We start from the raw sequence: 21,377 nt of genomic DNA, 5'->3' as shown, positions 1-21,377 counted from the left end.
GGAGGGCCTGGAGCATGTGCGAACTGCTGGGCATGAGCGCCAACGTTCCCACCGACATCGTCTTCAGCTTCACCGGGCTGATGCAGCGCGGCGGTCGTACCGGCCCGCACCGCGACGGCTGGGGCATCGGTTTCTACGAAGGGCGTGGCCTGCGTGTATTCCAGGACCCCGCAGCGAGCAGCGAGTCGGAAGTGGCCAACCTGGTGCAGCGCTACCCGATCAAGAGCGAAGTGGTCATCGGCCATATCCGCCAGGCCAACGTCGGCAAGGTCTGCCTGTCCAACACCCACCCGTTCGTACGCGAGCTGTGGGGGCGCAACTGGTGCTTCGCGCACAACGGCCAGCTTGGCGAGTTCCGTGGCCAGGTCACCTTCTACCGGCCGGTGGGCGACACCGACAGCGAGGCGGCCTTCTGCGACCTGCTCAACCGCGTGCGCGCCGCCTTCCCGGAGCCTGTCGAGATTGAACAGCTGCTGCCGGTGCTGGTCGAAGCCTGTGCCGGGTACCGCGGCAAGGGCGTGTTCAATTGCCTGCTCAGCGATGGCGACTGGCTGTTCTGCTTCTGCTCGACCAAACTGGTGCACATCACCCGGCGCGCGCCGTTCGGCCCGGCGCGCTTGAAGGATGTCGACCTCAATGTCGACTTCCAGTCCGAAACCACCCCCAACGACGTGGTCACGGTGATCGCCACCGAGGCCCTGACCGACAACGAGACCTGGCAGCGCTACGAGCCGGGTCAATGGGCCCTGTGGCGCCATGGCGAATGCATCGCCCAGGGGCAGAGCTAGGAAGCCGTTGCATGTTCAGAGGTTACCTGCGGTTGCTGCTGTTCACCTTCGGCCTGCTGGCCGGCCTCCAGGTACCTGGGCTGATCAAGGATTACAGCCAGCGGGTCGAGGCGCACCTGTTCGAGTCGCGCGAGGCGCTCGACGGCTTCCGGCAGACCGCCGAACGCTTCTTCAACGGTGACCTGCAGGCACTGGTGCGCCATTACCGTACCAGCGACGATCCGGTGTTCAACAGTGATGCCAACAGCATCGAAAGCCTGCTGGTTCGCAACCAATTGCTGGAAAAGGAGTGGCAGGCACTGCAAGCGCCCTGGCCGAGCCGCACCTGGCATGTGCTGGTGCAGGCCGATCCGCAACTGCGCGACGAGACGCTCGCGGGCTACAGCTACCAGGTGCTGTTGGTGCCCGAGGCTATCGGCTGGGGGCTTGGCGTGGGGTTCGTGCTGGCGTTGGTGGTCGAGAGCCTGCTGGTGGGGCTTGGCTGGGTGGTGCTTGGCGGTCGGCGCAAGGCTGTCAAAGAGAGTTGGCGCTAGGCCTGGGGCCGCTTTGCGGCCCTTTCGCGGCACGAGGCCGCTCCTACAGGTACGTGGCCTGCGCCATTTGTACGTGGCCTGCCACTTGTAGGAGCGGCCTTGCGCCGCGAAAGGGGCGCGTAGCGGCCCCAGGGGCCTGTCAGACCAGCACGATCCGCTGCTCCCCCACATCCCGCGCATAACGCTCCAGCACCTGCTTGCATACCCCCACCACTTCATCCACCAATGCCACGCCGGTCTGCCAGGCCACCACCAGTTCCAGGCTCGGCGGCGGCTGCAACCCGCCCAGCAACACCAGCTCGCCCCGGGCCAGTTCCGCATCCACCAGTGCCGGGGGCAGGGCGCCGATACCAAAGCCATCGCGCAGCAGGCGCGTGATGGCGGCGACCGAGTTCACGCAGTTCAGCCGTGGAGCCTGGGCACCTGCGGCCTGCAGCAGGCTGAGCACTTCCTGGTGCGGGCGGGAATTCTTGGAGAAGGTGACGATACGCTCCCGGGCCAGCTCCGCCAGCGAGGCGTAGTCGCGATGTTGCAGGGAGCCCGCCGCGACGACCCAGCCCATCGGGTAGCGTGCCAGGTCGGTGCTGCGGATCGACTCCTGGCGCAACAGGTCGGTTTGCAGGATTACATCGAGGAAGCCTTTTTGCAGCTGTTCGCGCAGGTTCAGCGCGGTATCGGCCACCAGTTCGATCTCAACCTGGGGGTAGCGCTCGGTGAGCTCGGCCACCAGCGCGCTCATCCAGGTGTGGATCACCGTGTCCATCACGCCGATGCGGATCCGCCCGACCTTGGTTCGGTCGCTGTCCAGTGACTGCTTCATGGCCTTGGCGGTGTCGAGCATGCGTTCGGCGTACTCCAGCACCTTGCTGCCTTCCGGGGTCAGGCTGACGCCGCGAGAGTCGCGCAGCAGTAACTTCACCCCAAGGTCCGCCTCCAGCGCGGCGATACGGCTGGACACCGACGCCTGGGTGGTGAACAGCTTCTCGGCGGTGAGCCTGAAGCTCTTGAGCCGGGCGACCCAGACGAAGGTTTCGAGAAAGCGCAGATTCATGATCAGTTTTTCTTGTTCCAGACCGGCGGTTTTTATCGTTGGACGCTGCCCCCGCAGCCTTTGAACAATGATACCCAGGCCGCGACGCCAGGCGTCGTCCATAAAACAATATCAACAAGCCGAGGCAACCATGAACCCAACCGGCGTGCAGCAGCAGGCGCCCACCCGCCCGTCCACCGGCCCCTTCGCCTGGTACCGCGACATCGACCGCCAACAGCGACGCACCTTCTGGAGCTGCAAGATCGGCTATGGCCTCGATGGCATGGACACCCAGATGCTGAGCTTCGTCATCCCCACCCTGATCCTCATGTGGGGCATTACCACCGCCGAAGCTGGGCTGATCCACACCAGCACGCTGATTGCCTCGGCCCTGGGGGGCTGGATCGCCGGCATCCTGTCCGACCGTATCGGCCGCGTGCGTACCCTGCAGCTGACGGTGCTGTGGTTCGCCTTCTTCACCTTCCTCTGCGGCTTCGCCCAAAGCTACGAGCAACTGCTGGTGGCGCGCACCCTGATGGGCTTCGGCTTCGGCGGCGAATGGACCGCTGGCGCAGTGTTGATCGGCGAGGTGATCCGCGCCCAGGACCGTGGCAAGGCGGTGGGTATGGTGCAGTCCGGCTGGGCCATTGGCTGGGGCCTGACGGCCATCCTGTATGCGCTGTTGTTCTCCTTCCTGCCACCGGAACAGGCCTGGCGCGCGCTGTTCCTGTTGGGCATCGTGCCGGCGGTGTTCGTGATCTTCGTTCGCCGTCTGGTCAAGGACCCGGAGGTCTATCGCGAGGCCAAGGCGGTTGAGAAGACCGAGGCGCCGTCGCGCTTCTACGAAATCTTCGCCCCGGGCATGCTCTGGACCACCTTGCGCGCTTCGCTGCTGACCACCGGCGCCCTGGGTGGCTATTACGCCATCACCTCCTGGCTGCCGACCTTCCTCAAGAACGAACGGGGCCTGAGCGTGCTGGGCACCGGAGGCTACCTGGCCATGGTCATCGTCGGCTCCTACGTCGGCTACGTGGTCAGCGCATACCTGACCGACCTGCTCGGTCGCAAGAAGAACTTCATCCTGTTCGCCGTCGGCTCGTTCGTCATCGTGCTGCTCTATACCCAGATGCCGGTGAGCGATGGCGTCATGCTGTGGCTGGGCTTCCCCCTGGGCTTCTTCGCCTCGGGCATCTTCAGCGGCATGGGGGCCTTCCTCACCGAACTGTTTCCCACGCGTATCCGTGGTTCGGGGCAAGGCTTCTGCTACAACGTGGGGCGGGCCATCGCCGCGTTCTTCCCGCTGCTGATCGGCGTGCTCAGCCAGAAGGTGCCGCTGGGGCTGGGTATCGGTGGCTTCGCCGCGGTGTCCTACGGTGTGGTGATTCTTGCCGCCCTGAGCCTGCCGGAAACACGCGGCAAACAACTCAAGGCACGGTAAGGTAGGCAACATGAATAGCCACAAGGGAACCCCACCGGTGAAACGCCTGCTACTCAATTGCGATATGGGCGAAAGTTTCGGCAGCTGGCGCATGGGCCTGGACGCCGAGGTCATGCCATACATCGACTGCGCCAACATCGCCTGCGGCTACCATGCCGGTGACCCGGGCACCATGCGCCGCACCGTGGCCCTGGCGCTGGAACACGGCGTCACCATCGGTGCTCACCCGGCCTATCCCGACCTGGTCGGCTTCGGCCGCCGTTCCATGGCCTGCAGCAGTGAGGAGATCCGCGACCTGCTGCACTATCAGATCGGTGCCCTGGAGGGGATCTGCAAGGTGCTTGGCGGCCGCGTGGCCTATGTCAAACCCCACGGGGCGCTGTACAACGACATGATGGCCGACCCGCTCAAGCTGCGCGCCGTGTTCGAGGCCGTGGCCGCCTATGACGCCAGCTTGCCGCTGATGCTCATGGCCACTGCCGATGACAGCGCCGCCCGGGCCCTGGGCGAGGCGGTGGGCGTGCCGCTGTGGTTCGAAGCCTTTGCCGACCGCGCCTACACCGCCAGCGGCCATTTGGTGTCCCGGCGCCAGCCCGGTGCAGTGCACCACGACCCTGCGCAGGTGGTCGAGCAGGCCATGCGCCTGGCGCGTGGCCAGGCACTGGTGGCCGATGACGGCAGCGCTGTGCAACTGGACGCCAGTACCCTGTGCGTACATGGCGACAACGACAGCTCCGTGGCGGCGGTGCGGCAGATCCGCCAGGCCCTCGATGCGTGGGTGCAACCATGATGAACCCACGCATCGAGGTGGTGGCCATCGACAGTGTGATGGTGCGCCTGTTCGACACCATCGACGAGGCCAACATGCCGTGGGTACTGGCGGCCAGCGAGCGTTTGCACGCGGCTTTCGGGGCGAGCCTGGTCGACCTGGTGCCGTCCTATACCACGCTGATGGTGCAGTTCACCTCGGCACCGGGCGAGGCGAGGGCGCTGATCGGCAAGGCCTTGGAGGGCTTGCAGCCGGACACTGGCAATACCGGGCGCCGGCACCAGATCCCGGTGTGGTACCACGCCAGCGTTGGGCCGGAACTGCCGCAGCTGGCAGCCCGCAGCGGCCTGAGTGAGGCCGAGGTGGTGCGCCTGCATTGCGCGCGCGAATACCCGGTGTTCGCCCTGGGCTTCGCCCCGGGGTTCGGCTTCATGGGCCTGGTGGACGAGCGCCTGGCCAGCCCGCGCCTGAGTACCCCGCGCAAGCGCGTGGCCGCCGGCAGCGTGGGCATCGCCGAGCGGCAGACCGCTGCCTACCCGACCGTGTCCCCGGGCGGCTGGAACCTGATCGGCCGTACCCCGGTGAAGCTGTTCGACCGCGAGCGTGACGGCTACAGCCTCCTGCAACCGGGGGACCGGGTACGTTTCGTGGCGGTGTCCCATGCCGAGTTCATGGCTTTGGGCGGCGATGACACCCCGTTGGAGGCCCTGGCATGAACCAACTGACGATCGAAAGCAGCACGCCGCTGTGCCAGGTGCAGGATGCCGGGCGTTTCGGCGTGCGCCACCTGGGCGTCACCCAGGGCGGTGCATTGGACTGGGTGGCCATGCGCTGGGCCAACTGGCTGCTGGGCAACGCCTTGGATGCGCCGGTGGTGGAGGTGACGCTGGGAGGTTTCGGTGTGGTGGCCGAGCAGGATTGCACGCTCGCCCTGACGGGCGCTGACCTGGATGCACAGGTCGATGGGCAGCCCGTCCAGCCCTGGCGCAGCATGCGGCTCGCCAAGGGCCAGCACCTGAGCCTGCGCCAGCCTCGGCAGGGTGCCCGCGCTTATCTTGCCGTACCGGGCGGGTTCCAGGCCGAGCCGGTGCTGGGCAGTTGCGCGACGGTGGTACGCGAGGCGCTTGGTGGTGTCACCGGGTACGGCGCGGCGCTTTCCAAGGGGCAGGTACTGGCGTTTGCCGGTGGCTCCGCGGCGCTTCGGGAAGTACCGGAGCCGCTGCGTCCGGCCTATCACGGTACGCCAGAGTTGGACTTGGTGATCGGCGCGCAGATTGGCCAGTTCAGTGGCATCAGCCTGTTCGAGGCGTTCAACCGCGACTGGGCCTTGGACAGCCGCGCCGATCGCATGGGCATTCGTCTGCTCGGGCCGCAACTGGCGTATCAAGGGGCGCCGATGATTTCCGAAGGCATACCGCTAGGGGCGGTGCAGGTGCCGCCGGATGGACAGCCGATCGTGCTGCTCAACGACCGGCAGACGATTGGCGGGTATCCGCGGTTGGGGGCGTTGACGCCGCTGGCGTTGGCCCGGTTGGCGCAATGCCTGCCGGGGGCGGCGGTGCGGTTCAGGGCAGTGGTGCAGGATTTGGCGTGGCAGGAGCAGCAGCAATACCTGGATCGCTGGCGGTAAGGCCTGCGGCCCGATCGCCGGCAAGCCGGCTCCCACGGGGCAGCACCAGCAGCCGTTGTGGGAGCCGGCTTGCCGGCGATTGAGGTTGCACGCTATTTGGACAGGTAGCGCATCCCTTCCTCCAGCCCCTGCAAGGTCAGTGGATACATCTTGTCTTCGATAAGGTCGCGCACCAGGTGGGTCGAGGCGGTGTAGTCCCAGGCCTGCTTCGGATAGGGGTTGATCCAGATGATCTTCCTGAACTTCTCCATGAACCGCTGCATCCACACATACCCGGCTTCCTCGTTCCAGTGCTCCACGCTACCACCGGGCTGGGTGATCTCGTAGGGCGCCATGGCCGCATCGCCAACGAACACCACCTTGTAGTCATCGCCGTACTTGTGCAGCAGGTCGAAGGTGGAGAAGCGCTCCGAGGTGCGGCGCAGGTTGTTCTTCCACACCGACTCGTAGACGAAATTGTGGAAGTAGTAGTACTCCAGGTGCTTGAACTCGGTCTTGCAGGCCGAGAACAGTTCCTCGCAGACCTTGACGTGGGCGTCCATCGAGCCGCCGATGTCGAACAGCAACAGCAGCTTGACCGTGTTGCGTCGCTCGGGGCGCATCTGGATGTTCAAAAGCCCAGCATCCCGGGCGGTATGGTCGATGGTGCCATCGATGTCCAGCTCCTCGGCGGCGCCTTCGCGGGCGAACTTGCGCAGCCGACGCAAAGCCAGCTTGATGTTGCGCGTGCCCAGTTCGACCTGGTCGTCGAGGTTCTTGTATTCGCGCTGATCCCAGACCTTGACTGCCTTGCCCTGGCGCTTGCCGGCCTCGCCCACGCGGATGCCCTCGGGGTTGTAGCCGCCGGAACCGAACGGGCTGGTACCGCCGGTGCCGATCCACTTGTTGCCGCCGGCATGGCGTTCCTTCTGCTCCTCCAGGCGCTTCTTGAACGCCTCGATGAGCTTGTCCAGCCCGCCCAGCGATTGGATCTGCGCACGCTCCTCGTCGCTCAACGAGCGCTCGAACTCCTTGCGCAGCCAGTCCTCGGGAATCAGTGCCTCCAGGTGCCGATCGAGGTTCTCCAGGCCATTGAAGTAGGCAGAGAAGGCCCGGTCGAACTTGTCGAAATGCCGCTCGTCCTTCACCAGGATGGCCCGGGCCAGGTAATAGAACTCGTCCATGTCGGCGAACACCACCCGCTGCTGCAGGGCCGCCAGCAGGTCGAGCAGCTCGCGCACCGACACCGGCACCTTGGCTGCGCGCATTTCATTGAACAGGTTGAGCAGCATGGCCGGCTCCTGTCAGCGATTGCCGCGCCGGCTCATGAAGGCCAGCCGCTCGAGCAGCTGTACGTCCTGCTCGTTCTTCACCAGGGCGCCGGCCAGCGGGGGGATGGCCTTGGTCGGGTCACGCTCGCGCAGCACCGCCTCGCCGATGTTGTCGGCCATCAGCAACTTGAGCCAGTCGACCAGTTCGGAGGTGGAGGGCTTCTTCTTCAGGCCCGGCACCTTGCGCACGTCGAAGAATACGTCCAGCGCCTCGCTGACCAGCGATTGCTTGATGCCGGGGAAGTGCACGTCGACGATCTGTTGCAGGGTGTCGCGGTCGGGGAAGGCGATGTAATGGAAGAAACAGCGGCGCAGGAAGGCGTCCGGCAACTCCTTCTCGTTGTTGGAGGTGATGATGATGATCGGGCGCTGCTTGGCCTTGATGGTCTCATCGATCTCGTAGACGTAGAACTCCATCTTGTCGAGTTCCTGCAACAGGTCGTTGGGGAACTCGATGTCGGCCTTGTCGATTTCATCGATCAGCAGGATCACCCGCTCCTCGGCTTCGAAGGCCTCCCACAGCTTGCCTTTCTTCAGGTAGTTGCGCACGTCGTGGACCTTGTCCACGCCCAGTTGCGAGTCGCGCAGACGGCTGACCGCATCGTACTCGTACAGCCCCTGGTGGGCCTTGGTGGTGGACTTGATGTGCCAGGTGATCAGCCGGGCGCCGAAGGAGGCCGCGAGCTGTTCGGCGAGCATGGTCTTGCCGGTGCCGGGCTCACCCTTGACCAGCAGCGGGCGCTCCAGGGTGATGGCCGCGTTGACCGCCAGCTTCAGGTCGTCTGTGGCGACGTAGTCGCGGGTGCCTTCGAACTTCATGAACCGATCCTCTGCGCAAGCCGGCATCGGCCTATCGCCGGCAAGCCGGCTCCCACCGGGTCGAGGTGAGGGCTGGCTTGCCGGCGATAGGGCCCGTGCAGGCAACATCTGTTGGTGATTTGTCAGCGACTATAACGCCGCGTCCGGCGCCTGCAAACGCAGACCGGGTATTCAGTCTCTGAATGGTGCGTCGCGCCCCGGTTCAGTCGGAATCGGGCGGCGGCTGCTCGTAACGTGCGTTGAACGCCTGGATGAAGCCATTGCGCAGGATCTGCAAGAACGCCTCGAACCCACTGATGTCTTGCTGGTGCACGCTGCCGCTGAGTTCCACGCGGGTGGCGAACTGGTTCTTGGGCTGGTTCTTCAGCACGGTTTCGCTGGCGCCGACCAACGCTTCCCAGATCGAGCGGAAGAAGCCCTTGTCCTTGTCTTCGACGTCCTGCTGCCAGTTGAACACGTCCACGTCACGCAATAGCGGCTTGATATAGCCGCTGAGCCGGCCCTTCTCGGCCTGGGCTTCGATCACCAGGTCACCGTGGCCGGCATTGAAGTCGAACTTGCCGTAGGCGCTGGCGAAATCATTGAGCCGGCGCAGCTGGATGTCGGTGGCGCGCAGGCGGAATTCGAAGTCGTCGAAGTCGCTGAACGGGTCGAAGGTAGCGCGGCTTTCCACCCGGGCGTCGCCCAGCAGGCGCGCCGTGCCGTCGAAACTGGCGTCGCGCCGGCCTTGCTCGTCACGCACGTTGGTGAGGTTGCGGATGCTGGCCTGCAGTTGGGTGGCCTTCAGGTCCACCGGCGGCTTGGAGGTGAAGTTGCGAAAGGCCAGGGTGCCGTCATCGATGCGCACTTCATTGAGGGTGATGGGCAGCAGTTTTTCCAGCTGCTGGCGCCAGTCGGTGCCCTGGCCGGTCTGGGAGTTGCGCTTGTTGCCACCGTCGACGAAGTTCAGCACAGGGTGTACGAACACCACTTCGGCCACCACGGCGTGGTCGTACCACAGCGAGCGCCAGCTCACCGACAGGTCGATCAGCGGTGCATCGAGCAGCGGCACCGGGACCTTGCCGGTGGTCTTGACGATTTCCAGGCCGTTGATCTGGTAGGCGCCGCGCCACCAGGCCAGGTCGACGTCGGTGATGCGGCCGCGGTAGTCGCCCATGTCGGCCAGCCTGTCGTTGAGGTAGTCGCGCACCAGGTAGGGTAGGGCCAGGTGCAGGGCCAGCAACAGGGCGAGCAGGCCGGTGACGCTGAGCAACGGCCAGCGGTAACGCGCTTTCATCGAAGGTTCTCCGAGGCGGGTTGTCCGGTTGACCGCACCGGGCTTGGCCGAGTTCGAACGGGCTTTACTGGCCTGTGGGGCGGGCTTACCCTTGAGGCTTTCCCCGCACGGTTAAGGACCCTGCCATGAGCCGCATCTACGCAGACAACGCCCATTCCATCGGCAACACGCCGCTGGTGCAGATCAACCGCATCGCCCCGCGCGGGGTGACCGTCCTGGCCAAGATCGAAGGGCGTAACCCAGGTTATTCGGTCAAGTGCCGGATCGGCGCGAGCATGGTCTGGGATGCCGAGAGCAGCGGCAAGCTCAAGCCGGGCATGACCATCGTCGAGCCGACCTCGGGCAACACCGGTATAGGCCTGGCCTTCGTTGCCGCCGCCCGTGGCTACAAGCTGGTCCTGACCATGCCTGCCTCCATGAGCCTGGAGCGGCGTAAGGTGCTCAAGGCCCTGGGCGCCGAACTGGTGCTCACCGACCCGGCCAAGGGCATGAAGGGCGCGATCGAGAAGGCCAACGAGATCGTTGCGTCCGAGCCCGGCAAATACTACCTGCCGGGGCAGTTCGACAACCCGGCCAACCCGGCGATCCACGAAAAGACCACCGGCCCCGAAATCTGGAACGACACCGACGGCGCGGTGGACGTGCTGGTGGCGGGCGTCGGCACCGGTGGCACCATCACCGGTGTTTCGCGTTACATCAAGAACACCCAGGGCAAGTCGATCCTGTCGGTGGCGGTGGAGCCTGTGGCTTCGCCGCTGATCAGCCAGACCCTGGCCGGCGAGGAACTCAAGCCCAGTCCGCACAAGATCCAGGGTATTGGCGCAGGTTTCGTGCCGAAGAACCTGGACCTGTCGCTGGTCGACCAGGTCGAGACCGTCACCGACGAAGAGGCCAAGGCCATGGCCCTGCGCCTGATGCAGGAAGAGGGCATCCTCTGTGGTATCTCCTGTGGCGCGGCGATGGCGGCTGCGGTGCGCCTGGCCGAGAAACCCGAAATGCAGGGCAAGACCATCGTGGTGATCCTGCCGGACTCCGGCGAGCGTTACCTCTCGAGCATGCTGTTCAGCGATCTGTTCACCGAGCAGGAAAACCAGCAATAAGCGCAGGGGGCCGCTGCGCTGCCCAAACGCCGGCAAGCCGGCTCCCACAGGTGCTGCGGTGCTTCTTAGAGCGGCGCAGGCCAGGTGGAGCCGGCTTACCGGTGGTCGAGGCGCGCATTTGTGCTCCACCGCTGATCCGGCGCAATGCCCGATTGCGTGCTTTGTTGCAAAATCCTCAACACTGCAGTCCGACCTCGGTTGTTTTTTACCGGGGCCGGATGGGTTTATGATGGCCGGATGATTTTGCGTGGGAGCAGGTTACGGCCTGGTTTCCTCTCCTAGGAGTTGTTGCATGACTTTTTCCTTTGCAGCCAAGGCAGGTGTTCTGCTGGTGTTCTTCGGTAGTGTGCTGTTCGTGCATTTGCGCGGCAAGGCGCGCTTGCCGGTGTTGCGTCAGTTCGTCAACCATTCGGCGCTGTTCGCTCCCTACAACAGCCTGATGTACCTGTTTTCCGGCGTACCCTCCCGGCCGTATCTGGACCGCCAGCGCTTCCCGGAGCTGGATGTGCTCAAGGACAACTGGGAGGTGATCCGCGAGGAGGCCATGCGCCTGTTCGATGAGGGCTACATCCGCGCGGCGGAGAAGGACAACGATGCCGGCTTCGGGTCGTTCTTCAAGAAGGGCTGGAAGCGCTTTTACCTGAAGTGGTACGACAAGCCGTTGCCCTCGGCCGAAATGCTTTGCCCTAAGACCGTCGAACTGGTCAGCCGTATCCCCAACGTCAAGGGTGCCATGTTCGCCTTGCTGCCGGGCGGCAGCCACCTGAATCCACACCGCGATCCCTTCGCCGGCTCGCTGCGCTATCACCTGGGCCTGTCGACGCCCAATTCGGACAATTGCCGCATCTATGTCGATGGCCAGCCGTACGCCTGGCGCGACGGCGAGGATGTGATGTTCGACGAAACCTACGTGCACTGGGTCAAGAACGAGACAGATGTCACCCGTGTCATTCTGTTCTGCGATATCGAGCGCCCGCTCAGCAGCCCGCTGATGACCCGCATCAACCGCAAGGTCAGTGCCTTCCTCGGGCGCGCCACCGCACCACAGAACACCGATGACGAGCGCGTGGGCGGCATCAACCAGGCCTACGCCTGGAGCAAGCGCTTCAGCAACCGGATCAGCGCTCGGATGAAGCAGTTCAAACGCGCCAACCCCAAGGCCTACCGTGTCCTGCGGCCGGTGCTGGCAGTGGTGGTGGCCTACCTGCTGTACCGCTGGTTGTTCTGACCGAGGACCAGCGGGGCTAGCGTGGGTCCCCCTGTGGGAGCGGCGGTGCGGCGGTCCGACTTGTCCCGCGATCAAGGGCGAAGCCCTTGCCAGGCGACGGTGATATCGGGCCCGGCCCAATCGCGGGACAAGCCCGCTCCCACAACGGACCTGCAAACTCAAATAGTTATGCGTTGTTACATGAGAGCCGGCTTGCCGGCGATTGGGCTCCGATCATCACGCACCTTGCCCGGTAGTGGTTACGCCGCTATAGTCGATTCTATTCACGTCCTTCCAGAAGACTTGTTCATGCCAGCCATCCCTTCTGCCACTGCTTCCGTCCTCGCGCCTGTCGCGGGCCTGGTCGTGCGTGGCAGCCAGCAGCCGGCCATGATCAGTCACTACCCACCACCTGTCAGTGGCGTCGTAGGCGGCGTAGCCCCGCCTCCTTGCGCAATCGTGGTGCTGGGCTGACGGCCCCTGGCCGCACCCATCGCACGCGCAACCTACTGAACACGGTCGGCTCTATCCCTCGCTAACGCGACAGCCCGCCGTTTGGCTTACTTGCCCAATACAGGTGGCACTACATGTCTGTCTTTTGCAAAGCATCCGTGGCCTCGGCGGCCACGACCAGCCTGTTCGTCCTGCTGTGGAGCAGCGGGGCGATCGTTTCCAAGCTCGGCCTGGCCCAGGCCAGCCCGTTCGCCTTCCTCCTGCTGCGCTCGGCACTGGCCCTGGCCGGCCTGCTGTTGATCGGCCCGTTGCTGGGGCTACGTTGGCCACGCACCCCGGGTGCGATCCTGCGTGCGCTGGGGACGGGCTGCGTACTGCTGGGCGCCTACCAGATCTTCTACCTGCTGGCGCTCGATACCCACGTCACGCCCGGCGTCATGGCCACGGTGATGGGCGTGCAACCGATCCTCACCGTGGTGCTGATGGAGCGCCAGCGTTCCTGGAGCCGGTTGTTCGGCCTGGGCCTGGGGCTCGGTGGGCTGGTGATGGTGGTGTACCAGGGGATCAACCTGGGCGGGGTATCCCTGGCCGGGATGCTGTTCGCCCTGCTGGCGCTGGCCAGCATGACCTTCGGCTCGATCCTGCAAAAGCGCATCACCGACAACCCCATGGGTACCTTGCCGTTGCAGTACCTGGCCGGTTTCGCCCTGTGCGCGGTATTCGCGCCTTTACAGCCGTTGCATGTGCAATGGAACGCGAGCTTCTTCGGCGCGCTGTTGTGGATGGGCCTGGTAGTGTCGTTGCTGGCGACCTTGTTGTTGTACCGGCTGATTGCCCGGGGCAACCTGGTCAATGTCACCAGCCTGTTCTACCTGGTGCCGGCGGTGACGGCGGTGATGGACTTCCTGATCTTCGGCAACCGGCTGGCGCCGCTGAGCCTGCTGGGGATGGGGTTGATCGTCGTCGGGTTGTTGTTCGTGTTCCGCAAGCCTGGGTTGCGGGTGGCTGAGGCTTGAGGTGTGAGGGCCGCGTTGCGGCCCGTTCGCAAGGCCGCTCCTGCAGGGGGCGGCCTTGCTTTGCGATTTCTATCGGGCCGGCCGCAGCACCAGCCACAGCGCCATGCCAATCAGCATCCCGCCGTACAGGTGCGCCATCGACAGCGGCTCGTCGAGCAGCCAGGCACCCCAGAGCACGCCGAACACCGGGATCAGGAAGGTCACGGTGCTGGCCTTGACCGGCCCGATCTCGGCCAGCAGGCGGAAGTACAGGATGTAGGCGAAGGCCGTGCACAACAGGCCCAGGCCCAACAGCGACGACCAGACCTGCCAGCCGCCCCAGCTGGCCGGAGGCTGGGTCAGGGCGCTCCAGGCGAACAGCGGGGTCAGCAGCAAGGTGGCGCCCAGCATGCTGCCCAGGGCTGAAAGCCGGCTGTCCAGGTCGCTCAGCCAGCGCCGGGCGAGAAAACCGGCGAAGCCATAGCAGGTGGTCGCCGCCAGGCAGGCCAGGGCGCCTTGCAGCAGAGCCAGGTCCAGGGCCACAGGGCCTGCGCCGCTGAGGATGCCGACACCGAGCAACCCCAGGAAGATCCCACACAGCTTGGCCAGGGTCATCGGCTCACGGAAGAACAGCACGCCGATGAGCACCCCCATCAACGGCGTGGTGGCATTGAAGATCGCTGAATAGCCGGCTGGCAGCACCTGGGCCGCCACCGAATAGAACGTGGCCGGAATCCCCGAGTTGATCATCCCCAACACCAGGCAGGCACCCAGCTTGCCTTCGAAGTCCCAGCGTACCCGCGCCGCCGCCAGGATGGCCATCAGCCCCAGGCAGGCGATCGACACACGGAAGAACGCGGTCGGCACTGTGCCGAGTTCGGGAGCGATGATGCGCATGAACAGGAAGCTCGCACCCCAGACGGCGGCAAGGGTCAGCAGACGGGCAAGGGCAGTGGGGCTCACGGTGGTCTCCAGCGATCGGCAAGGGCGCGAGTGTACGCTAGCGGGGGAGCGCGGTTCTTGTTCTTTCTTGCGGTGTGAATCCGCGCTGGCCCCATCGCGGGACAAGCCCGCACACAGGGGACCAGCGCTAGCCGCTTGTTCTTTGCGCGACAGCGCAGCCCACAGGTGCAGCGGAGTGCTGCCGCTGTGTGCGGTTTACCCACGAACGGCGATACCAAGAGCGGGAGATGAAACTAAGCTGACGTGTTGAACCCCAGCACGGAGGTCCCTTGCATGTCCCAGCCCTGGCCGGCGGCCCAGATCGCCCGGATGATCCTCGATGGCTTCGACGACTACCGCGAGCATTTCCGGCGCATTACGCTCGGTGCCCGCGCGCGTTTCGAGCAGGCCCAATGGCAGGAGATCCAGCGCGCGGCTGCGGCGCGGATCAACCTCTACGAGGCCAAGGTCAATGAAGTCAACGGCTGGCTGCGCCAAGGCTTCGCCGAGGCGGTGCTTTTGGATGTGGAGCAGTGGCCGCTGGTCAAGAGCGCCTATATTCGGCTGATCGACCCGCGGCTGGACGATGAACTGTCGGAGACCTGGTACAACTCGATCTTCTGCAGCCTGTTCAGCCATGACCTGATCAGCGATGGCTGCATGTTCATCCACACCACCCGGCCATCGATGCGCGGCCATGAACGTGCGGCGCAGACCCGTACCTACCGGCCGGACGGCAGCCTGCGCAACCTGCTGCGGGCAGTGTTCGCCGACTACCCGTTCGATGTGTCCTACGGCGACCTAGAGGGCGACGTGGCGCGCCTCGAGGAACAACTGCGCGACTGCCTGCCGGACTGGGTGTGCAAGGACCCGGCACTGGCCGCGGAGCTGTTCTCGCCGGTGCTCTACCGCAACAAGGGCGCCTACCTGGTCGGACGGTTGTATACCCCCGACGAGCAGTGGCCGCTGGTGATCCCCTTGCTGCATCGCGAGGGCCATGGCATCGAGGCGGATGCGCTGATCACCGACGAAGCCGAAGTGTCGATCATCTTTTCCTTCACCCGGTCGTATTTCATGGTCGATGTGCCAGTGCCCGCGGAATTCGTCAATTTCCTCAAGCGCATCTTGCCCGGCAAGCATATCGCCGAGTTGTACACCTCCATCGGCTTCTACAAGCATGGCAAGTCGGAGTTCTACCGTGCCCTGATCAACCACCTGGCCACCACCGAGGACCGCTTCATCATGGCGCCGGGGGTGCGGGGCATGGTGATGAGCGTGTTCACCCTGACTGGATTCAACACGGTGTTCAAGATCATCAAGGACCGTTTCTCGCCTTCCAAGACTGTCGATCGGGCCACGGTGATCGACAAGTACCGCCTGGTGAAAAGCGTCGACCGGGTTGGGCGCATGGCCGATACCCAAGAGTTCGCCGACTTTCGCTTCCCCAAGGCCAAGTTCGAACCCCAGTGCCTGGCCGAATTGCTGGAGGTGGCGCCTTCGACCGTGGTGCTCGAAGGCGACACCGTGTGCATCCGCCACTGCTGGACGGAGCGGCGCATGATTCCGCTCAACCTCTACCTCGAGCAGGCCAGCGAAGCCCAGGTGCTGGAGGCCTTGGAGGATTACGGCCTGGCGATCAAACAACTGGCGGCGGCGAATATTTTCCCGGGGGACATGCTGCTGAAGAACTTCGGCGTCACCCGCCATGGCCGGGTGGTGTTCTATGACTATGACGAGATCAGCTTCCTCACCGAGGTGAATTTCCGACATATCCCGCCGCCGCGCTACCCGGAAGATGAAATGTCCGGCGAACCCTGGTACTCGATCGGCCCCCACGATGTGTTCCCCGAGGAGTTCCCGCCGTTCCTGTTCGCCGACATCGGCCAGCGGCGGTTGTTCAGCCGGCTGCACGGGGAGTTGTATGACGCCGATTATTGGAAGGGGCTGCAGGCGGCGATCAACGATGGCCGGGTGATTGACGTATTCCCGTATAGGCGCAAAGGGCGCTAGCCCTTCATGCACTTGAGCTCGGTGAAGTCGCTGCGCACCTTGGCCAGCCGCGCCAGCAGGTGCTGCCGCTGCCCCGGTGTGCTCTGCCTGACCAGGTCCACCAACAGGTTGCGCGCCTGCTGTTCGGAGCGCTGGAAGGCGATGCGGTATTCCGGGGTCCACAGGCTTTCCTTGCGCTGCAGCAGCTGTGCCAGGCGCGGCTCGAAGGCCGGGGTATCGCGCTGGGCCAGGACCTGCACCAGTTGCTGCTGCCAGTGGGCACGGTTGGCAATGCGCTGGCCATTCTGGTCGCCCAGCGCCTGGGACCAGGTCAGCACCCGCAGGCGCTGAGGGGCGTTGAGCTCGCCGAACCAGGGTTCCAGGCGTTCTTCCATGCGCTGGGCGCGCTCGCTGACCTGCTTGGGCAATGGTGTCTTGTCGTATTGCGCCTGGCGCTTGCGGATATCGTCACGGAAGGCCTGGCTCATCTCTTTGACCTGGTCGTCGCTCATGCCACGCAACAGCTCGGTGGCCGACGGGGTGATCGCCTCGGCGACCCTGGCAATGGCCTGGCGCGCTTCATCGGTGCGTTGGCGCAGGGCCTGGTCGGTGACCTGATCGTCGGCCACCATCCGGCGGATCTGGTCGAGCCACGCCAGGTAGCCGGGCAGCTGGGTCTGGCAATGCCAGGTCAGGTGCTGCTTGAGCCGTTGGTCGAGCCAGGCCTTCTGCTGGCGGTTCATGTTCAGGTAGTCGCCCAGGGACCAGGGCACCAGCACGTCGAGGTTGCGATAGGCCAGGTCGATGCGGCTGCAGGCCACCACGGCCAGGGCGAAGCAGAGGACGAGGAACGCATGGCGCAGGGTCAGGAACATGGGCGAATCCTTGCTGGGGCTTGCCTGGCAGTAGACGCAACCTGGCCACGGCAGTTCCTGGGCATGGACGGACAGGCGGCCGGGGCTGTTCAGGTGTAGAATAGCCGCCTTGTCTTGAGGATCTTCGTAAATGGCTTTGCTTGGGCGCTACAACAGTTTGCAAATCGTGAAACACACCGACTTCGGCCTGTACCTCGACGGTGGGGCCGACGGCGAGATCCTGCTGCCCAGGCGCTACATCCCCAAGGACACCGCCACCGAGGTCGACGACTGGCTGAACGTGTTCATCTACCTCGACAGTGAGGACCAGCTGATCGCCACCACCGAGAAGCCCAAGCTGCAGGTCGGCGAGTTCGCCAGCCTCAAGGTCAAGGACATCAATGGCGCCGGCATCTTCCTCGACTGGGGCCTGTCCAAGGACCTGCTGATGCCGTACTCGGAAGAGTCGCGCCCGCTGAAGATCGGCGACTACTGCGTGGTGCATGCCTACCTGGACAAACGCACCCGCCGCATCACCGCTACCGCACGCCTGGACCGCTACCTGGATCGCACTCCGGCCGACTACCAGGCCGGCCAGCCGGTCGAGTTGCTGGTGGCCGGGCAGACGCCCATGGGTTTCAAGGCGATCATCAACAACCGCCACTGGGGCCTGATCCACAAGAACGAGGTGTTCAAGTTCCTGCGTTCGGGCATGCACGAGAAGGGCTATATCAAGGAAGTGCGCCACGACGGCAAGATCGCCCTGAGCCTGCAGCCGGTGGGCAAGGTGCTGGCCGACAGCCTGCCCGAGCAGATCATGGCGCGCCTGGAGGCCGCCGGCGGCATGCTCGAGGTCTGCGACAAGAGCGACCCGGAGGTGATCAGCCGGCTGTTCAATGTCAGCAAGGGCAATTTCAAGAAAGCGATTGGCGCGCTGTACAAGCAGGGCCGTATCGTCATCCTTGACGATCGCATCGAGCGGGCCTGATCAGGCCTGCAGGAAGGGCGTGAAGTCCAACTGCTCGCCACCGGGGCGGGTGTCGCGCAGCAGCGAGTCACGGTCGGCGCTCAGGGCCAGGCTGATGGTCGAGCGACGCTTACCGGGGTGTCGGACTTCCATCTGCTCCTGATGGGCACGCAGGAAGTTGGTCGGCACCTTCAGGTGCTGCAGCGTGTCGGTCTCGGGGGTGTGCAGTAGCAGGTTGACCCAGTCGGGCTGGCCCTTGCGCAGCAGCGCCGTCGGCACATCGAACCACCACAGGTTGCGCTTGCGGTCGAGGATCGCGAACAAGGTGTTGTCGCGGTTGAGCACCGGCCGCTCCAGCACTTCGTTGCGGCGGGCGATGGCGGTGGTTTTGTCGAGTTTCATGCAGGTTCCTGCGGGTTGACGCTAGAAAGGCCTGGTATTGTGCGTTGGGCGCTGCTGGCGAACAAGCCTGATGTGGTCGGGCAACACCCTGGCTCTGCAGAGGCGTGCAGCGGGCTTGCTCCCGGATCGCCGCTACCACAGCAATTGAGCAGCACCGCACCCGGCGTGGTCTATTAGACTTGCACCATTGAAAGGGCCTACCCCTGCCAGTTGGCCTTGCCTGACACGATCCTGCGGCGAAAGGAGACGCTATGATTTTCCCCGACCTGCGCGGCTTGCCCCTGCACCGCGTGCTGGTGCGCACCGTCCGAGAATTCCTCGATGACGAGATGTCCACCTACGCTTCTGCGCTGGCCTACCAGATGCTGTTTTCCCTGTTTCCCTTCCTGCTGTTCCTCATCGCCCTGATCGGCTTCCTGCACCTGCCGGACTTCTTCTCCTGGCTGCGCCTGCAGTCGGAGCTGGTGTTGCCGCCCCAGGCCCTGGAACAGGTCAACCCGGTGATCGACCAGCTGCAGCAGTCCAAGGGTGGGCTGCTGTCGGTGGGTATCGTCATTGCCCTGTGGACCGCCTCGGCCGGTGTACGCCTGATGATGAGCGCGATGAATGCCGCCTACGACGTGCCCGAAGGGCGCCCGGTGTGGAAGCGCCTGCCGCTGTCGATCATCTATACCGTCGGCATCGCCGGCATGCTCCTGGCCGCTGCGGCCTTGATGGTGCTCGGGCCACAGGTGATGGAGTGGATCGCCGCCCAGGTCGGCATGCAGGAAGTGATCGTCACGGTGTGGACCATCCTGCGCTGGCCGTCGATCATCATCCTGATGATGGTGGCGGTGGCATTGATCTACTACGTGATGCCCGACGTGAAGCAGGAGTTTCGCTTCATCACACCGGGCTCGGTGCTGGCGGTCGTCGTGTGGATCATCGCCTCGCTGGCGTTCGGGTACTATGTGAAGACCTTCGCCGACTACAACGCGATGTACGGCAGCATCGGTGCGATCATCGTACTGCTGCTGTATTTCTACATTTCCGCCGCGGTGCTGCTGCTGGGCGCTGAGATGAATGCGGTCATCGAGCACATGTCGAGCGAAGGCAAGAACCCTGGCGAGAAGGAAGCCGCTGGCCATGCCACCCAGCAAACCCTCACCGTGCTCGGCCATGAGCACCCGGTCGAGCCCCAGCCCAGCGAGCCGAACCCGCGATGATCCGTGACATTCTCAAGATGGGCGACGATCGCCTGCTGCGCATCGCCCCGCCCGTGCCGCAGGCATTGCTCGGCAGCGCCGAGCTGCAGCAATTGATCGACGACATGTTCGAGACCATGCACCATGTGGGGGGCGTGGGCCTGGCTGCGCCGCAGATCGGCATCGACCTGCAGCTGGTGATCTTCGGCTTCGAGCGCAGCGAGCGCTACCCCGATGCCGAGCCGGTACCGCAGACGATCCTGCTCAACCCGGTGATCACCCCCGTGGCGATGGAGGTCGAGGATGGCTGGGAAGGGTGTCTGTCGGTGCCGGGCCTGCGTGGCGTGGTGCCGCGCTTTCGGCATATCCGCTACGAAGGCATCGACCCACAAGGCAAGCCGATCAACCGTTTCGCCGATGGTTTCCACGCCCGGGTGGTGCAGCACGAGTGCGACCATCTGATAGGTCGTCTGTACCCCTCGCGCATCCAGGATTTCAGCCGGTTCGGCTATACCGACGTGCTGTTCCCTGGGCTGGATGCCCGCGACGACTGATCTCGCACCATCGCCACCAGGCGCTTGCTGCGCTGGTAGCGCGCCAGGCGAGTGCCCAGGGCCTCGGGCAGCACGTCGGTATCGGTGAAAGCCAGACGCTGGTAGAAGATGCGCAGGTCCGGATGGCAGAACAGCCAGATGGGCGCCGAGGCATCCTTCAGCGCGGTCTCGATCAGCTGCGTGGCAACCTGCCGGCCACGCCACTGCGGTGCCACGAACAGGCCGGTCAGCCAGCGGCCACCGGCCATGGGAGTCAAGCTCATGCCGCCGACGATACCTTTGGCCCGCGCCACCCAAAGCTCGCCATCGGCGGCTGCGCGCATGCGCGAACCGTATTGGCGGTAGAAGTGGTCGAGCAACTTGCGCTCGAGGCTGTTCAAAGGCGTGCAGTGAAGTTCAGGCAGGGTCGTCATGGGAGGATTGTGACACCTCGAGCACGGTTGTGCAGTTCGTCGAGAATCAACCTGTTGTCATGAATTGTTGCAGATCACGCAAGGGTGAATGTCCGACTTCGGGGTTCAACTATTACCTGTCAGGAGTAAACTTTCTGCATCCCCCGTACACAGCGGGATCGGTACTTCGTGTCATCTCGCACTCCGATGACAACTTCTCCGCGCCCTTTCCGGCATATGAAGTCAATCGATCAGCTTGATTGCTTTTAAGGCCAAACTCCATGAAACCATTACTGATTCTTGCATTGGTCGGTATGTCATCACTCGCCCTGGCAGATGAGGTCAAGACCGCTTCTACCCAGCCTGTTGTCGAGCAGTACGACTATTCCACCAACCTGGATATCAAGCGAGTGATCAGCCTCTCGACCATCCCCAACGTCTGCGAAGTGGTGCCCGCCACCATGACCTACGAAGACCACCAGGGCCAGGTGCACACCATCCAATACCGCGCCATGGGTGAAGGTTGCAGCCAGGGCTGAATGCGCCCCCCAATGAGATGTCCCAAATAGCTTAACCGACCGGTTTTTGCCTTTTCTTTTGCTTGCAATGCGCGATAGTCCAGGCGCCGCCAAACGCGACGTCAGGAGGCCGAGCGGAGGCATTACGGAGGTGGGTGCCGGGCATGGATGCCCGGCAAGCGGCGCAGGGCCATGGATGGCCCTTCGCCGCGCCCCACCGGGAGTAA

General features: G+C 64.3%; 22 protein-coding genes. 14 read left to right on the top strand and 8 right to left on the bottom strand.

Features of this window, described 5'->3' with window-relative positions; translation table 11 throughout:
• Positions 1 to 14: 14 nt before the first annotated feature.
• Entirely contained in the window at positions 15 to 788 is a 774-nt protein-coding gene (locus IRZ56_RS18955; RefSeq protein ID WP_196146343.1) for a class II glutamine amidotransferase, read from the top strand.
• Positions 789 to 799: 11 nt separating this feature from the next.
• Positions 800 to 1,321, top strand: coding sequence for a DUF2937 family protein (locus IRZ56_RS18950; RefSeq protein WP_196146342.1), 522 nt, complete (start codon positions 800 to 802; stop codon positions 1,319 to 1,321).
• Positions 1,322 to 1,460: 139 nt separating this feature from the next.
• On the opposite strand, the gene IRZ56_RS18945 is transcribed toward IRZ56_RS18950, so the two are convergent.
• Positions 1,461 to 2,372, bottom strand: coding sequence for a LysR family transcriptional regulator (locus IRZ56_RS18945; protein ID WP_084858387.1), 912 nt, complete (start codon positions 2,370 to 2,372; stop codon positions 1,461 to 1,463).
• A gap of 130 nt (positions 2,373 to 2,502) precedes the next feature.
• On the opposite strand from IRZ56_RS18945, the gene IRZ56_RS18940 reads away from it, so the two are divergent.
• Genes IRZ56_RS18940 through IRZ56_RS18925 form a run of 4 tightly spaced genes read left to right on the top strand, consistent with a single transcriptional unit; the run spans position 2,503 to position 6,188 of the window.
• Positions 2,503 to 3,789 carry an MFS transporter gene (locus IRZ56_RS18940; RefSeq protein ID WP_196146341.1) on the top strand — a complete coding sequence of 429 codons (1,287 nt, stop codon included), beginning with the start codon at positions 2,503 to 2,505 and terminating at the stop codon, positions 3,787 to 3,789.
• Between the two features lie 10 nt (positions 3,790 to 3,799).
• Positions 3,800 to 4,579 (top strand): 5-oxoprolinase subunit PxpA, encoded by a 780-nt coding sequence (locus tag IRZ56_RS18935; RefSeq protein ID WP_196146340.1) that lies wholly within the window; start codon positions 3,800 to 3,802, stop codon positions 4,577 to 4,579.
• Complete coding sequence (gene pxpB, locus IRZ56_RS18930; RefSeq protein WP_196146370.1) at positions 4,579 to 5,274, top strand: 5-oxoprolinase subunit PxpB; 696 nt, start codon at positions 4,579 to 4,581, stop codon at positions 5,272 to 5,274. The genes IRZ56_RS18935 and pxpB overlap by 1 nt, the downstream gene beginning before the upstream one ends.
• The gene (locus tag IRZ56_RS18925; protein WP_196146339.1) at positions 5,271 to 6,188 is read left to right on the top strand and encodes a biotin-dependent carboxyltransferase family protein; all 918 of its coding nucleotides are present in this window, start codon (positions 5,271 to 5,273) and stop codon (positions 6,186 to 6,188) included. Before pxpB ends, IRZ56_RS18925 begins: the two co-directional genes overlap by 4 nt.
• A 92-nt stretch (positions 6,189 to 6,280) precedes the next feature.
• Here the strand turns inward: IRZ56_RS18925 and IRZ56_RS18920 are convergent, their stop codons facing one another.
• From IRZ56_RS18920 to IRZ56_RS18910, 3 genes are all read right to left on the bottom strand, one after another.
• The gene (locus tag IRZ56_RS18920; protein ID WP_196146338.1) at positions 6,281 to 7,459 is read right to left on the bottom strand and encodes a vWA domain-containing protein; all 1,179 of its coding nucleotides are present in this window, start codon (positions 7,457 to 7,459) and stop codon (positions 6,281 to 6,283) included.
• A gap of 12 nt (positions 7,460 to 7,471) precedes the next feature.
• Entirely contained in the window at positions 7,472 to 8,317 is an 846-nt protein-coding gene (locus IRZ56_RS18915) for an AAA family ATPase (RefSeq protein ID WP_196146337.1), read from the bottom strand.
• A 202-nt stretch (positions 8,318 to 8,519) separates the two neighbouring features.
• Positions 8,520 to 9,593: a DUF748 domain-containing protein gene (locus tag IRZ56_RS18910; protein ID WP_196146336.1), complete on the bottom strand. Its 1,074-nt coding sequence runs from the start codon at positions 9,591 to 9,593 to the stop codon at positions 8,520 to 8,522.
• Between the two features lie 125 nt (positions 9,594 to 9,718).
• On the opposite strand from IRZ56_RS18910, the gene cysK reads away from it, so the two are divergent.
• The 3 genes from cysK (at position 9,719) to IRZ56_RS18895 (ending at position 13,369) form a co-directional block, all read left to right on the top strand.
• A complete protein-coding gene (cysK, locus tag IRZ56_RS18905) occupies positions 9,719 to 10,693 on the top strand; it encodes a cysteine synthase A (RefSeq protein WP_196146335.1) in 975 nt (324 codons plus the stop codon).
• A 292-nt stretch (positions 10,694 to 10,985) separates the two neighbouring features.
• Complete coding sequence (locus IRZ56_RS18900; protein WP_196146334.1) at positions 10,986 to 11,921, top strand: aspartyl/asparaginyl beta-hydroxylase domain-containing protein; 936 nt, start codon at positions 10,986 to 10,988, stop codon at positions 11,919 to 11,921.
• 566 nt (positions 11,922 to 12,487) lie between these two features.
• A complete protein-coding gene (locus tag IRZ56_RS18895) occupies positions 12,488 to 13,369 on the top strand; it encodes a DMT family transporter (protein ID WP_196146333.1) in 882 nt (293 codons plus the stop codon).
• 69 nt (positions 13,370 to 13,438) lie between these two features.
• On the opposite strand, the gene IRZ56_RS18890 is transcribed toward IRZ56_RS18895, so the two are convergent.
• Positions 13,439 to 14,311, bottom strand: a complete 873-nt coding sequence (locus IRZ56_RS18890) for a DMT family transporter (protein ID WP_196146332.1) — start codon at positions 14,309 to 14,311, stop codon at positions 13,439 to 13,441.
• A 273-nt stretch (positions 14,312 to 14,584) separates the two neighbouring features.
• Between IRZ56_RS18890 and aceK the strand changes: the two genes are divergently transcribed.
• The gene (gene aceK / locus IRZ56_RS18885) at positions 14,585 to 16,300 is read left to right on the top strand and encodes a bifunctional isocitrate dehydrogenase kinase/phosphatase (RefSeq protein ID WP_196146331.1); all 1,716 of its coding nucleotides are present in this window, start codon (positions 14,585 to 14,587) and stop codon (positions 16,298 to 16,300) included.
• Here the strand turns inward: aceK and IRZ56_RS18880 are convergent.
• Complete coding sequence (locus IRZ56_RS18880) at positions 16,297 to 17,154, bottom strand: DUF6279 family lipoprotein (RefSeq protein ID WP_196146330.1); 858 nt, start codon at positions 17,152 to 17,154, stop codon at positions 16,297 to 16,299. The genes aceK and IRZ56_RS18880 overlap by 4 nt on opposite strands.
• A 130-nt stretch (positions 17,155 to 17,284) precedes the next feature.
• Here IRZ56_RS18880 and IRZ56_RS18875 point away from each other — a divergent pair, with 130 nt between their 5' ends.
• On the top strand, positions 17,285 to 18,121 hold the full coding sequence (locus IRZ56_RS18875; protein WP_084858402.1) for a S1 RNA-binding domain-containing protein: 837 nt from the start codon (positions 17,285 to 17,287) through the stop codon (positions 18,119 to 18,121).
• Here IRZ56_RS18875 and IRZ56_RS18870 read toward each other — a convergent pair whose 3' ends face one another.
• Entirely contained in the window at positions 18,122 to 18,502 is a 381-nt protein-coding gene (locus IRZ56_RS18870; protein WP_196146329.1) for a hypothetical protein, read from the bottom strand.
• 251 nt (positions 18,503 to 18,753) lie between these two features.
• Between IRZ56_RS18870 and IRZ56_RS18865 the strand changes: the two genes are divergently transcribed.
• Together IRZ56_RS18865 and def are read left to right on the top strand one after the other, a co-directional pair.
• Entirely contained in the window at positions 18,754 to 19,707 is a 954-nt protein-coding gene (locus IRZ56_RS18865; protein WP_196146328.1) for a YihY/virulence factor BrkB family protein, read from the top strand.
• Positions 19,704 to 20,240 carry a peptide deformylase gene (gene def, locus IRZ56_RS18860; protein WP_196146327.1) on the top strand — a complete coding sequence of 179 codons (537 nt, stop codon included), beginning with the start codon at positions 19,704 to 19,706 and terminating at the stop codon, positions 20,238 to 20,240. The genes IRZ56_RS18865 and def overlap by 4 nt, the downstream gene beginning before the upstream one ends.
• Here def and IRZ56_RS18855 read toward each other — a convergent pair.
• Positions 20,195 to 20,653 (bottom strand): GNAT family N-acetyltransferase, encoded by a 459-nt coding sequence (locus IRZ56_RS18855; protein WP_196146326.1) that lies wholly within the window; start codon positions 20,651 to 20,653, stop codon positions 20,195 to 20,197. The genes def and IRZ56_RS18855 overlap by 46 nt on opposite strands.
• A gap of 260 nt (positions 20,654 to 20,913) precedes the next feature.
• Here IRZ56_RS18855 and IRZ56_RS18850 point away from each other — a divergent pair, with 260 nt between their 5' ends.
• Entirely contained in the window at positions 20,914 to 21,171 is a 258-nt protein-coding gene (locus IRZ56_RS18850; RefSeq protein ID WP_196146325.1) for a DUF2790 domain-containing protein, read from the top strand.
• The last annotated feature ends 206 nt before the right edge of the window (positions 21,172 to 21,377 follow it).

The organism is Pseudomonas guariconensis, assembly GCF_015680235.1.
In the GTDB taxonomy this organism is placed as follows: domain Bacteria; phylum Pseudomonadota; class Gammaproteobacteria; order Pseudomonadales; family Pseudomonadaceae; genus Aquipseudomonas; species Aquipseudomonas guariconensis_A.
This window is presented reverse-complemented; position numbering and strand designations above follow the sequence as displayed.

Excerpts from the sequence above, each read along its gene's own strand:
- IRZ56_RS18955 (WP_196146343.1), top strand. The coding sequence starts at position 15 with ATGTGCGAACTGCTGGGCATGAGCGCCAACGTTCCCACCGACATCGTC.
- IRZ56_RS18950 (WP_196146342.1), top strand. The coding sequence starts at position 800 with ATGTTCAGAGGTTACCTGCGGTTGCTGCTGTTCACCTTCGGCCTGCTG.
- IRZ56_RS18945 (WP_084858387.1), bottom strand. The coding sequence starts at position 2,372 with ATGAATCTGCGCTTTCTCGAAACCTTCGTCTGGGTCGCCCGGCTCAAG.
- IRZ56_RS18940 (WP_196146341.1), top strand. The coding sequence starts at position 2,503 with ATGAACCCAACCGGCGTGCAGCAGCAGGCGCCCACCCGCCCGTCCACC.
- IRZ56_RS18935 (WP_196146340.1), top strand. The coding sequence starts at position 3,800 with ATGAATAGCCACAAGGGAACCCCACCGGTGAAACGCCTGCTACTCAAT.
- pxpB (WP_196146370.1), top strand. The coding sequence starts at position 4,579 with ATGAACCCACGCATCGAGGTGGTGGCCATCGACAGTGTGATGGTGCGC.
- IRZ56_RS18925 (WP_196146339.1), top strand. The coding sequence starts at position 5,271 with ATGAACCAACTGACGATCGAAAGCAGCACGCCGCTGTGCCAGGTGCAG.
- IRZ56_RS18920 (WP_196146338.1), bottom strand. The coding sequence starts at position 7,459 with ATGCTGCTCAACCTGTTCAATGAAATGCGCGCAGCCAAGGTGCCGGTG.
- IRZ56_RS18915 (WP_196146337.1), bottom strand. The coding sequence starts at position 8,317 with ATGAAGTTCGAAGGCACCCGCGACTACGTCGCCACAGACGACCTGAAG.
- IRZ56_RS18910 (WP_196146336.1), bottom strand. The coding sequence starts at position 9,593 with ATGAAAGCGCGTTACCGCTGGCCGTTGCTCAGCGTCACCGGCCTGCTC.
- cysK (WP_196146335.1), top strand. The coding sequence starts at position 9,719 with ATGAGCCGCATCTACGCAGACAACGCCCATTCCATCGGCAACACGCCG.
- IRZ56_RS18900 (WP_196146334.1), top strand. The coding sequence starts at position 10,986 with ATGACTTTTTCCTTTGCAGCCAAGGCAGGTGTTCTGCTGGTGTTCTTC.
- IRZ56_RS18895 (WP_196146333.1), top strand. The coding sequence starts at position 12,488 with ATGTCTGTCTTTTGCAAAGCATCCGTGGCCTCGGCGGCCACGACCAGC.
- aceK (WP_196146331.1), top strand. The coding sequence starts at position 14,585 with ATGTCCCAGCCCTGGCCGGCGGCCCAGATCGCCCGGATGATCCTCGAT.
- IRZ56_RS18880 (WP_196146330.1), bottom strand. The coding sequence starts at position 17,154 with ATGTTCCTGACCCTGCGCCATGCGTTCCTCGTCCTCTGCTTCGCCCTG.
- IRZ56_RS18875 (WP_084858402.1), top strand. The coding sequence starts at position 17,285 with ATGGCTTTGCTTGGGCGCTACAACAGTTTGCAAATCGTGAAACACACC.
- IRZ56_RS18870 (WP_196146329.1), bottom strand. The coding sequence starts at position 18,502 with ATGAAACTCGACAAAACCACCGCCATCGCCCGCCGCAACGAAGTGCTG.
- IRZ56_RS18865 (WP_196146328.1), top strand. The coding sequence starts at position 18,754 with ATGATTTTCCCCGACCTGCGCGGCTTGCCCCTGCACCGCGTGCTGGTG.
- def (WP_196146327.1), top strand. The coding sequence starts at position 19,704 with ATGATCCGTGACATTCTCAAGATGGGCGACGATCGCCTGCTGCGCATC.
- IRZ56_RS18855 (WP_196146326.1), bottom strand. The coding sequence starts at position 20,653 with ATGACGACCCTGCCTGAACTTCACTGCACGCCTTTGAACAGCCTCGAG.
- IRZ56_RS18850 (WP_196146325.1), top strand. The coding sequence starts at position 20,914 with ATGAAACCATTACTGATTCTTGCATTGGTCGGTATGTCATCACTCGCC.